Source organism: Marinobacter fonticola, from assembly GCF_008122265.1.
Lineage (GTDB): Bacteria > Pseudomonadota > Gammaproteobacteria > Pseudomonadales > Oleiphilaceae > Marinobacter_A > Marinobacter_A fonticola.
In genome coordinates, this window is record NZ_CP043042.1 from 2194404 (window position 1) to 2205716 (window position 11313).

The window sequence follows — 11313 nt, forward strand, 5'->3', positions numbered from 1 at the left end:
CGCTGGTGAAGGTGCCGCCGCAGCTGTTTCTGGGTATCAGTATCTATGACGCTCATAGCCGCCCCTCCAAAAACAGCCCCAAGTCATGACACACAGGGTCATGTTCCAAGGCGATGAGACGCCCATGAGGTGCGACAAATTCAGGTTTCAGACTGAAGGCCGTCACGTACTGCTCACAGGCGGCCGGCGCATTCCCGGCGGTCTCAAACATCAGCCCCCGGTGATAAGCCACGCGCCAGGGGGGCGCCCCAAGCCGTTCGGCCAAGGCTAACGCCCGGAACGCTTGGCTCGGTTCCTGATCGGCGAAATGGGTCGCGGCCATAATTTCGTGCAGTGAGGGATGCATGGGATTCTGACGTATTTGACTCTCCAGCAGCGACCTTGCCCGCCTGCTATTGCCTTCCTCAAGCGCAATGCGTGCCCTTAGGATGGCCGCCTCAGGGCGAGGGCGCTCGTTGACGAGAATCTGGTCCAGCAGAAAGCCAGCTTGTTCCCTTTTTCCTGCGTGGTAGCTCAACAGTGCTGCGGCGAACTTCACGCGTTCATTGGCCGGGAACGTGCTGTAGAGTTGTGAAAGCCGCCGAAGCAGACCCTCGCAATCCGCCCAGTCACTTTGATGGGAAGCTTCGTTATGGCATGACTCGCCAGCTGTTCGCATCATTTCGTAACGAGCGAGTATGCGGTCGACCTCCCGGTTAGGGTCTGTGACTTTCGCGGTATAGTGAGATGGATTGGAGGAGCATCCCATCAACGTGAAAGTCAGAACCAGCAGCAGAGCGATGCTAAGTTTCATGGGTACTCTCCCGAGTGGCGATCGTCACCGATCAGTGCCTGATTCGCGAGATTGAATGTTGACGGAAATGCCCATCTATGGATCTGGCCATTGGGCTCGCGGACCAGCGTCGGCGTTACTACGATGACCAACTCTCGGTCCTGCTCACTGTCCGATGTGGCTTCTGCCAAGCGCCCAAACAGGGGAACGCGATGTAAGCCCGGAGTGTGGGAGCTTTGGCCGGATTGTTCGCTGTAGATCAACCCACCCAGAATAAGTGGCTGCCCATCCTTGAGCCGGGTCGTGGTTCTTATGCTGCGGCTGTTGAAGGCTGTCGAGTTGAGATCAGTTCCTGTGCTATCACTGATCTGCTGCGTCAACAGTGTGTCGGGCGCCGAGATCGTAGGATTAACATCAAGCGTAATTCGATCTGATTCGTCCACCATGGCTCTGACACTCAATTCGACGCCGAATGACTTGAATGTCGTACCGCTGAAGACGCCTGAGGTATTTTGTGCAACCTCGTCGCCGGATTTTAAGCCTGTTGGCGCGAACGCTGTGGGGATCGGCACTTCGCCACCTACTGAAAAAACGGCTGACTCACCAGCAAGAACCGTCAACGTAGGCCGAGAGAGCGTTCGGGCGATCCCCTCCTGTTCCATCAGGGAGAACAGCAAGTCGAACGCCGCATCGCTACCCCCCACCTGGAGGTTGTTGGTTAGCGTGCCGCCGAGAATCTGAAGTGCGTTCTCAACCATAAAACTGTTGACCGGCATTGAAGAGAGGCCACCCAGGGTAAAAAGGCCATCGGTAGCATACTCATCCGTCACCAGAGAAAAGTCCGGTCGCCAACGGAACATTCGGGATCGATTAATTTCGTGGATCTCGACAGACACCCTGATCTGCGGCAGGTCCCTCACGCGGATAATAGAAAGGAGCCGCCCTCCGCCAACTGTGACCAACTTGGATCGGGCTATATTTGAGCGGATGTCGTTATCTTTAAGGCTTGGAGAACCCGTACCCGAAGTGGAGCCCAGCAATCCGCCACTTTTCGCCGAACGGCGTTCAGCGAGCAGCCCGCCGGATTCGTCGGTCATCGCGATAACCGTACCGGCTCCATCACGATTCCCCAGGAAGAGCTTAGATGCCACGTTCAGAATTCTGGTCAGGGTGACCTGGTCACGCACGTCGCCTTCGAGAATCAACGTATCCAGCTCGTCGTCTGCCAGATCACCACGGATAATCCTACGAATCCTGACCTTCTCTCCGCCCATGGGTTGGATTGCTCCCAGGATTTTTTCCTCCGTTGTAGCGGGGAGTTGGTCGACCCGGATCAGGTTAATCACTGCTATTCGGCCTTCGTCCAGGTTGCGAGCGTTAAGCCGGAAAGCATCTCCCACGGCCTGTTGCGCCCGGGTTAGCAAATGTAAGGGATTAGTATTTCCAACGTCGTTTGTGCCACGTCGTCCAGAGTTTACTGTCGAGGACGATTTGCCATGAGCTCCAAGGTAGTGTCTGGCCGCCACTTCTGCGGCCAGCTTGTAGTCAACAGTCGGTACTTGTCCCCGTAAGACCAAGGCTGGACGGTCCGGAGCGAGCTCAAGGTTCACCTCCGGATGAATATCCTGAAGCGCTTCGCGAAGCACCGAAAGATCTTCGGTTACACTGAAAAGAAATGTTTCGCTGTCGCCATCGGTGTACCAGACTATTAATGTTGTTCGCCCTACGTTTTTTGCTAGAAGAAGAAGCTCGCGCCCATCGAGAACCTCGACTTCGAGTGTGTTCTCCTGGCCTACGGCGACACGTTTCAGCTCGCTATCAAAAGCAAGTCTCGAGTGGGTCCATTGGATAAGCTCTCGGTGATCAGCCGAGCGGCGTCCTGTAGAGTCCTCGACATACACCAGCCCAGCGTAGCCGTGCGAGCTCAACAGAAGACAAAGTGTCATTACCAACCTCAATTTTGTTGAGTTCATGACTGACTTCCCCTGTTAGCTGACGAAATCTGTGTGCCGATCAAGCGTTTCCCCCACGCCTCGCCATCAATGGTTACCAGCGCTGGCTGGCACTGTTCGACAGGTGCTGCGGTATCTGATTCATCAATGTAGGTGACGAGTTCGATACGCCGATTGGCCTGTCGTAACGGACTGGTTGATGCCAAGCTGCTCGGAACGAATTCACCCATGCCCAGTGACCGAATGTGTTCAACCGGGACGCCGAGCGTTACCAAATGGGCCGCGGTGTTAGCGGCTCTGCGTTCAGACAATCTCTGATTCATCGGTTGGGAGCCGTCCGCGCTAGTGTGCCCAACAACGAGTATGCGAGGGGCGAACGCATTATCTAGCCAATGTGAGGCGAACCTTCTGAGTTCGTCTTTCTGTTCCTGCGTCAGTTCAGCTTTTCCCTGCTCGAATCTTGTCCGAGTCAGGAAACGGCGGTAGGTGCCGAGATAGCCTGCGGCCGTCTCCACGTTGTTCCAACCGGCCGGGTGGGTATGGTCGGAACCGGATGAAGGCTCTGCATGTGGACGCAGTGTGTAGAACTCGAGAACGCAGCCGTCATCAATAAACTGTGCTCTTGTTCCTCCCTGCGTGTTCCGCTGCTGCCGGGGCTCGAGGTCATGGGTATGAATGCCTGACGTCGCGATCGCATGGAACGAAGTGGCCTCATGGGAATAGGACTGGCTGGCCTCGTGAGTGCTTACACAGCCTGTCGCTAAAAGGGTCAATAGTGGGAAGATCAATCGCATCTGTTATCTCCACGCCCAATCAGTTGGATATTTTTTTGCTCTGTTCGTCTCCTCTCTGGCAGTTGCAGAAGGCATACCAACTTTAAAAAAATAATAAGTACTTAAAAAACAGTACCATACGAAAATTGTTTAACCGGGGTGCTTTAGGAGGGGAAAGATGCGTTGCAAACTGCAAATCAAAACAGGATTTTCTGGGTTCCGGTCATTACATCAAAAGGCGGAAGCCTAAGAGCTTCCGCAAACAGTAGGGGGTTAAGGCGATGAGCAGGTACTCACCAAGCTTCAGGTGGTGGGAATCGCGACTGGAATCAGACGACGCTGAACGCCGGTCATTACCTCAACATGGCGTTGCGTGGGACGTGGGTCTATCGTGGCGCGTTGACCGGAACTTCCGGCAATGGCACCGTGCAGAACAATAGATACTGACTCTTGGTGGTGAATACTGGCTAATGGATAGACATATTGAGGAGCCACCGCTACCACCAGCGACGCTTTACCACTGCCCCCGGTGTGTCCGGTAGACATCGCCAATCCAAGGAATCCGCGCGCTCCCGGTTGAGTTGATGTCTTTCCGTCAGCGAGCACTCCTATCAGCTGCACGTCTTTAGCGACAGCCCGAACAGCCCCTTGCGAATTCGTAGCAATGACGTCGAACGAATCGCCGTTACGTAACTGACTATGGGGGATAGAGCCTAGGTGGGGTTTCATAGTATAGAGAACCTTGCCTTCGGGTACTTGCTGGGCCAACCACGATCGCACAGGACGTTTGAGCTCGTTGGGCCGGATGACCTCCCCGCTCTTCTTCGAGCGATCAAGCTTTTTGCCGACAATAAGCCTCGCGTCGTCTATTCCTGATACCTCACGGTTGACGCGTACTTTTTTTAGCATTTCGGGTGCTACGCTGGTCCCTGCGGGCCAGCTACCGTTAATACCGTATACTTCATGAGTGGTGTGCTTCTCAAACTGGCGTGCGCCGAGAAAGCTTGCCAGTACGCCGGAGATCAGGAACATACTGATGGCGGCGGTTGTACTCCCGTTAAGCTTGCGTTTCATCGTCCACCCCCAATAATTCTAAAACCGACGCGACCCACCGGGCCGCGCCTCAGGTCGTGCTTACGGTGCCGTGATAGTGCCGGCGTTGGATGATGAGCTGCTGCCGAGGCTCGCTGCCGTTGCCGCACCTTCTAGCGGAGTGGCTGCTACAAAACTGAATTCAACATCGTCCCCGGCCAGACTGTCGGTAGCGTCTCCATAGACGGAACCTTCAACGGCTGCGGTTTTCTCGCCGTTGACGATCCCGTTGAAGGCATAAGTCTGATCCAGATGCCCAATGGCTTCGGCAACATCCTCCATCTCAGCGGTAAGTGCATCGCGCATCGTAACCATGCCTGCCACTAACCCGATCACCATCACTGTGGATAACAGCACCAGCTCGGTGGTCAGAACGAAGCCCGCTTGTTTTTTTCCGATCTCGGTTTGCTTAATTGTTTTCATGGCATCTACCTCAAAATGTGGACTACTTTCCAAGAAGTGCGTAACCCGTGTCGCACATTCGAGGTCCTTCATTACGCGTGCCACATTTTTTAAATGACTTTATTTATAGCGACTTACTGATCTCCAGGCTAATGCCCGACTGGTAGACAGGAATGGATTTGAGCGGAATGTTGCAAAACGCAAAGCAGTTTGAATGCTATTTTCAAATATTTTTAACTAATAATTTGTTAAGCAAAGAAAAATACGCACACACTGAACTATTGCTAGCCTGGATAAAGCTTACTCAACTGTTCAGCAAGCTCTGCGTATTCATTTCTAACTGCCCGAAAGAGTGAATCTAACCGAGGGCTTTCCGCTTCGCTACTTTCACTCTCCAGAGCTTGTAACCAATACACCAGACGCGCACCACCGATTTGCGCAGCTTCACCTTTGAGGGTATGGCTCGCATGCCGGATACCTCTGTCATCGCCTTTTTGTACGTCATGAGCAAGTTGCTCCATTCGGGCCTCGCTCGTTTGGAGAAAGACCTGACATACCCGGTCAATCAGCGCCTGGTTATGCATCATACGTGTGGAGAGGTCACTGTAATCCAGGACAGGAAGTTCGTAGGACCCAGTCGACGATTTCGATTTTGTTGTTGAGGTTCCGGGATATTTATCAGAGCGACTCTGCTTTCGGTGAACCACAAGCCAATTGAGAAGTTTGTCCGTTATCGCTGCAACGTCAATCGGTTTGGTAATGTAGTCACTCATTCCGACGCTGAGACATCTTTCACGTTCTCCGGACATTGCGCTGGCAGTCATCGCAATAATAGGCGTATCGCGGTGGCTCTCGCCTGCCTCGCCACGACGTATACGCCGTGTCGCTTCGTAGCCGTCCATCTCGGGCATCTGGCAGTCCATTAGAATGCATTCGACAGGATCGGTATGAGCAGCTTTTTTCAATACTTCCAAGGCTATGCGGCCGTTGGTGGCAAACATAACATCAAGCTCAAGTGGCATTAATATGCCATGGGCCACTTCAAGGTTGATACTGCTATCGTCAACGATCATTATTCGTCCACCCTTCGCCGACGAGGCGTTTTCAAGGGCCATCCTTTCTAACTGCGAAGGCAGTCCAGCGAAAACAGAGTTGGGAACCTCAGGAGAATCCTTCTGCATAAATAGACTTGAATGTTTGAGCGGCTTGTCCACAATCTGCATGCAAGCGGCCAGTTGTCTTGGCTCCGACTCAAACAGCGTTTTGAGCACCAAGGTACGAACCGTCTGTTCCGAGTCGATGGCCAATCGATCCAGTTGGCCAACCAGATTGCCTAGCAGCGCATGGTTCCGATCAATAACAATAAGTTGGGGCAACCGTTCGGGAGTGAGTTCGTCCAGAACCCGTTGGCCGCCGGCCAATGCACCGGTTTCGTTCCAGAGTTTGGCGCCCATGCTGACCAGCAGTTTTTCGGTGGTTTCTCTCACGATGTCGTCATCGATCATTACCGCCGCAATGGTTTCCGCTAACGCACAAGCCACGAATTGCTGCCGCTCGATACTCTTCGTGTCGGCGGCTAGTCGAATACTGAAGTAAAAGTCGGAGCCACCAAGCCCGCTGGGCCGAAAGTCGATTCGTCCCCCCATAAGCGAGCAGAGTTCACGGCAGATGGATAGCCCCAGTCCCGTGCCGCCATAATCGCTAGCGATGCTGCTACTGGCCTGCGAAAACGCCTGAAAGATGCGTTCGCGGTAATCCTCACTGATTCCGATACCACTATCCATAACATTGCAGGAAAGTATCGTCAGGCCCTTGCTCGGCGCATGGGTTCTTGCCTTGACGACGATGTGTCCGGAATCCGTGAACTTGACAGCGTTGGACAGGAGATTATTGAAGATTTGCGTCAGGCGGTTCGGGTCGCCAATGACGTCATCGTGTTGAATGCCGCTGGTGTCGACGACGAACTCGAGGCCTTTTTGCTGAGCCCGCACCGCTTGTGAGCCCACAATACTCTCGATCAGCTCAGTTAAAGCGAAGCTGACGGTCTCAAACTCAAGCTTACCGGCTTCGATTTTGGACAGATCCAGTATGTCGTTGATGAGCGACGCCAGCGTATTGGTGCTGGACTCGGTAATGTCGAGGTATTTTTGCTGAGTGGGTGTAAGGGGTTCGCGTTTGATGAGATTAATCGTTCCCATCATGCCGTTTAAAGGCGTCCGCATTTCGTGGCTTACGGTGGAAATGAACGAACTCTTCAGTTCGCTCGGTAATCCCCCCGTTTTTAGCGGGGTTCAAAAGTAGACCTCAGGCCGTCATGGCCAACTTCTGTTGAGGGGTTATCCCTCCGAGTCCCATATTCGGGCGCTCGTTATTGTAGTGCCAGAGCCAGCGCGTGGCGTAATCCTGAACGGCTTCGGTGCTATTAAACAGATACTGCGCCAGCCAGTCGTAACGCACGGTTCGATTGTAGCGTTCGATGTAGGCATTCTGCTGGGGTTTTCCCGGTTGGATAAACGCCAGCTTGATGTTCTGCTTCTCCGCCCATGCAACCAGTTTGCCGCTGATGTACTCGGGACCATTGTCACAGCGAATCGAGCGCGGTTTCCCGCGCCACTCGATGATCTGCTCAAGTGATCGGATAACACGCTCCGCCGGCAACGAGAAGTCGACCTCAATACCGAGCCCTTCGCGGTTGAAGTCATCGATGACGTTCAGCAACCGGTAACTGCGACCGTCGCTAAGCTGGTCATGCATGAAGTCCATGGACCAACTGTCGTTGATGACTTCCGGTACAGCTAACGGCTCCGGTTTCTCTCGGACCAGACGCTTCTTGGGCTTGATCCGCAGATTCAGCTCCAGCTCCCGATAAATTCGATAGACCCGTTTGTGATTCCAGGCAAAGCCTTTCACGTTGCGCAGATGCAGGAAGCACAGACCAAAGCCCCAGTTCCGCTGGTTGTGGGTCAACCGGACCAACCAGTCCGCAATCTCGGCATTCTCGCTGCTGAGCTTGGCCTGATAGCGGTAGCAGGTTTCGCTGATACTGAATATCGAACAAGCCAGGCGAATACTGACGCGCTTCTCATTAACGGCTTTCTGCGCCATCTCCCGACGACGAGACGGCTTCACCACTTTTTTTCGATGGCTTCCTTGAGGATGTCCGATTTGAGCCGTTCCTCGGCGTACATTTTCTTGAGCCGACGATTCTCGTCCTCCAACTCCTTCAATCGGGCCATCATGGACGCATCCATACCACCGAACTTAGCGCGCCATTTGTAGAAGCTGGCACTGCTCATGCCGTGCTCACGACAAAGCTCTGGAACCGGAACACCGTTCTCGGCCTGCTTCAAAATCGACAGGATTTGGCTGTCGGAAAAACGTGACTTCTTCATGCAGAATCTCCCTGCGGGTAGCTTACGGAAAATTCTACTTTTGAGCACCGCTAGTTTTCGGGGGGATTACCGCTCGACTTGATCGCTTCCTGGCGAGCCACTTCCAATTCCCGAGTCCGCACGGCCACCTGCTGTTCCAGGCTTTCGTTGACGCGCCGAACCTTTTCCTCGGACGCCTTCTGATCGCCGATATCCCGGATGAGTGCCGCTGCCCCGAGGATTTGGCCGGCATCGGACTGAATAGGCGAGAGGTTAAGCGAGACATCCAGTTGGTTGCCGTCACGCCGGGTTGCCAACAGCTCCTGCGCTTTCAGCGAGACGCCACCGCCGATAGCCGACAGGTTGCTTGTTAAAGTCTCTTCTTGAAAAAGGTTCAGATCGAAAATCGATTTCCCTGCAACATACTGCTCCGAATAGCCGAACATTGTTTGTGCCGAATCGTTCCAGCTCGTGATTCGGCCCTTCAGGTCCATGCCAATAATGGCATCCGTCGAGCCGTTCACGATGGCTGCAAATCCGGATTTGGCTTCTGCAATAGCCAAGTTGCTTTTCATGCGCAGATGATATGAGAGGAGGATAATCAGCAGGATAATTACAATGATGGACGCGAAGCCGTATGTGGCTATTCGCCTTTCTACCATCGTTTCCTGCAGGGTTGCGGCAGAAACGACCGTGATGACGGTTAGATAGCCATCGATAGGGTCGCCTGAAGTGATGACTTTGGTTTTGTAATAATAGACTTCGTCCCCAGACTGACTCTCGACGGCCACCCCAAAGGTCTTGGACTTATCTCCTTTGATTTCGTATAACGTTTGCCAGGTCAGCTCGGGAGTGAGATCCGCGGTAAACCGGTACCCTTCGTTGATGTGTTCGATGATGTGACCTTGGCTATCGGCAACAATGGCCACTTGGCCTTTATCGGCATTCTGGCGTACCTCTTCCAGAATTGGCTTGGCGTTAATGTTTAGAATGAAGAAGCCAAAACGATTGTCGTCATCGCTAAAAATCGGTCCCGCCACGCGCACGGTTGGACGATAGGGAAACTCGATCTCACCAAATTCCCGGTTAAGGGTAATGCTGGAAATATAAAGCTCACGAGGTTCAAGATTGATGGCGGGTTCGAAATATTCCGTTCTTGCTTTTCGTTGGAGGCTTTCCCGGGAAACAATATCAATTTTCCCGCTTAACCTATCGACCCTTAAGAGCTCCCTACCTTGAGGTCCTGCTCCGATAATCCGCGCCTGGTCGATATCCCCGTGGTTCTGTAAAAGGGAGACAAAAACAGTTTCCAGCAATCCAGCCCATTCCTCGTAGGAAGTACCATAGACAGGGTCTATACCGTCATTCTGCGACGCGCGGGCAAGGCCTCGTACAGCCGGGGCGTCCAGCAAAAAATGGACATCCTTGGAGTATTCCGTGAGATGTTGTGCAACGATGTTCTTGTTGAGTCGGGTGGTCGTCTCAAGCCGTGCGCGAAGATCGCTCAATACCTCATCACCGAGCCGGGACTCGAACACGAGCGCAAGCACTCCGGTCACCGCAAGGAGAAGCACGAGCGCCGAGGGTAAGAAATAGCGCAATGCATGTTTCCTTACGTAATCTTTGACTCGGGGTCGCGGATTATCGAATCGTTCCTTGATCATGCTTACTACTTCTCAAGCCGTTAGTTCATTTGCCTCTCAACGAAATGCCCTCTACGAGAGATAACCAGCCATCGGCTACTTTCAGTCTAAACCAGTATCCGCTCTCCTGCCCGGGCAATAGTCAAGAATGTCTCACTCTAGTTGAGCCGTGCTTTAAGTACCGGGTTCAGTAGGTAGCTTAGAACACTTCGTTTACCATTGAGTATTTCAACATCTGCGACCATTCCTGGCTTCAGTGGTAGCGCTCCTGAGGCGCTTTGCAGACTTTCCGCCTCAGTAGCCACAATCACCTCGTAGAATAACTCCTTGCCTCTCGGCGTCTCTTCCTCCATAGCGTCCGCGCTGATTTTCAGGACCTCACCGTCCAACGCTCCGTATAGGGTGTAGTCATAAGCTGTCAGCTTTACGATGGCGCGCATGCCTGGGGCGAGAAAGGCAACATCTTGTGGTTTGATTCGGGTTTCCACCAGGAGGTGGTCATCTGTCGGGATGATATCGAGGATAATTTCACCGGGCTGGATAACGCCACCCTGCGTCGTGACTGCGATATTGTTCACTTCGCCCCTGACCGGCGACACGATTTCTGTCCGTCGAAGCTGGTCTTGGCGCTGCAACAATACCTGTTCCAAACGAGCCAACTCACCCTTCTTTTTCGCGAGTTCGGTATAAGATTCCTGGGAATATGCCCGTGACAGATCGAGGATGTCGCCTTTGAGGCTCGCGACTTCCTTTTGTACTCCGATATATTCCATCTCGCTTACGGCTTTTTTTTCCACCAGAGGCTGAAGTAACGCCAATTGTTTCTCGGCCAGTCGCTGCTGGTTCTTCAATGTATGAATTTTTTCATTCAGCTTGTCTCGCCGAGCCTCGAAGAGATCCCGTTCCGCGCCTTTCAAAGCCTCTGACAGATCGGTCTCTGGGGGGAAGCTAATGTTTTCGGCGCCCATGACCTCGGCGTCGAGGCGCGCAATCGAAGCCTGCAAATGCCGGATCTGTTCACGTGTTTCAAGGAACGATGAGCGAAAACGGGTATCCCGGAGTTTGACCAACAATTCCCCCGGTTCGACCCGATCGCCTTCGCGAACGTACAAGCGTTCGACTATCCCGCCCTCCAGGCTCTGAATATGCTGTAGGCGGCCGGAGGGAATGATGCGCCCCTCCCCTCGTGTCACCTCATCCAACTCAGCCCAGGACGCCCAAGTGACGAATGAGGCCAGTACGATTAGGCATAACCACAAAAGAGCACGTGAGCGACGTGGCGCTGTATCGAATATGGAAACCATACCG

Annotated in this window: 9 protein-coding genes; all 9 read right to left on the reverse strand. The window is 53.4% G+C overall.

All coding sequences use genetic code 11. From position 1 onward, the window contains the following. Positions 1-52 precede the first annotated feature (52 nt). On the reverse strand, positions 53-793 hold the full coding sequence (locus tag FXO11_RS09765) for a tetratricopeptide repeat protein (protein WP_148862805.1): 741 nt from the start codon (positions 791-793) through the stop codon (positions 53-55). Next, a complete protein-coding gene (locus FXO11_RS09770; protein ID WP_148862806.1) occupies positions 790-2745 on the reverse strand; it encodes a pilus assembly protein N-terminal domain-containing protein in 1956 nt (651 codons plus the stop codon). The genes FXO11_RS09765 and FXO11_RS09770 overlap by 4 nt, the downstream gene beginning before the upstream one ends. Continuing rightward, positions 2742-3518 carry an OmpA family protein gene (locus FXO11_RS09775; RefSeq protein WP_148862807.1) on the reverse strand — a complete coding sequence of 259 codons (777 nt, stop codon included), beginning with the start codon at positions 3516-3518 and terminating at the stop codon, positions 2742-2744. Before FXO11_RS09775 ends, FXO11_RS09770 begins: the two co-directional genes overlap by 4 nt. A 282-nt stretch (positions 3519-3800) precedes the next feature. After that, entirely contained in the window at positions 3801-4571 is a 771-nt protein-coding gene (locus FXO11_RS09780) for a hypothetical protein (protein WP_148862808.1), read from the reverse strand. A gap of 60 nt (positions 4572-4631) precedes the next feature. Continuing rightward, positions 4632-5012, reverse strand: coding sequence for a hypothetical protein (locus tag FXO11_RS09785; protein WP_148862809.1), 381 nt, complete (start codon positions 5010-5012; stop codon positions 4632-4634). Between the two features lie 263 nt (positions 5013-5275). Further along, positions 5276-7192 (reverse strand): hybrid sensor histidine kinase/response regulator, encoded by a 1917-nt coding sequence (locus tag FXO11_RS09790; RefSeq protein WP_264766202.1) that lies wholly within the window; start codon positions 7190-7192, stop codon positions 5276-5278. 103 nt (positions 7193-7295) lie between these two features. Continuing rightward, a protein-coding gene (locus tag FXO11_RS09795; RefSeq protein ID WP_148861248.1) for an IS3 family transposase occupies positions 7296-8383 on the reverse strand; the annotation gives its coding sequence in 2 pieces (ribosomal slippage) (positions 7296-8122 and positions 8122-8383; 1089 coding nt in all). Positions 8384-8433: 50 nt separating this feature from the next. Next, positions 8434-10026 (reverse strand): PAS domain S-box protein, encoded by a 1593-nt coding sequence (locus FXO11_RS09800; RefSeq protein WP_148862811.1) that lies wholly within the window; start codon positions 10024-10026, stop codon positions 8434-8436. Between the two features lie 137 nt (positions 10027-10163). Further along, positions 10164-11309 (reverse strand): HlyD family efflux transporter periplasmic adaptor subunit, encoded by a 1146-nt coding sequence (locus tag FXO11_RS09805; protein ID WP_148862812.1) that lies wholly within the window; start codon positions 11307-11309, stop codon positions 10164-10166. Positions 11310-11313 lie beyond the last annotated feature (4 nt).

What these genes read in the sequence shown, in the direction of transcription:
- FXO11_RS09765 (WP_148862805.1), bottom strand. Translation starts at nt 793, where the DNA reads ATGAAACTTAGCATCGCTCTGCTGCTGGTTCTGACTTTCACGTTGATG.
- FXO11_RS09770 (WP_148862806.1), bottom strand. Translation starts at nt 2,745, where the DNA reads ATGAACTCAACAAAATTGAGGTTGGTAATGACACTTTGTCTTCTGTTG.
- FXO11_RS09775 (WP_148862807.1), bottom strand. Translation starts at nt 3,518, where the DNA reads ATGCGATTGATCTTCCCACTATTGACCCTTTTAGCGACAGGCTGTGTA.
- FXO11_RS09780 (WP_148862808.1), bottom strand. Translation starts at nt 4,571, where the DNA reads ATGAAACGCAAGCTTAACGGGAGTACAACCGCCGCCATCAGTATGTTC.
- FXO11_RS09785 (WP_148862809.1), bottom strand. Translation starts at nt 5,012, where the DNA reads ATGAAAACAATTAAGCAAACCGAGATCGGAAAAAAACAAGCGGGCTTC.
- FXO11_RS09790 (WP_264766202.1), bottom strand. Translation starts at nt 7,192, where the DNA reads ATGATGGGAACGATTAATCTCATCAAACGCGAACCCCTTACACCCACT.
- FXO11_RS09800 (WP_148862811.1), bottom strand. Translation starts at nt 10,026, where the DNA reads ATGATCAAGGAACGATTCGATAATCCGCGACCCCGAGTCAAAGATTAC.
- FXO11_RS09805 (WP_148862812.1), bottom strand. Translation starts at nt 11,309, where the DNA reads ATGGTTTCCATATTCGATACAGCGCCACGTCGCTCACGTGCTCTTTTG.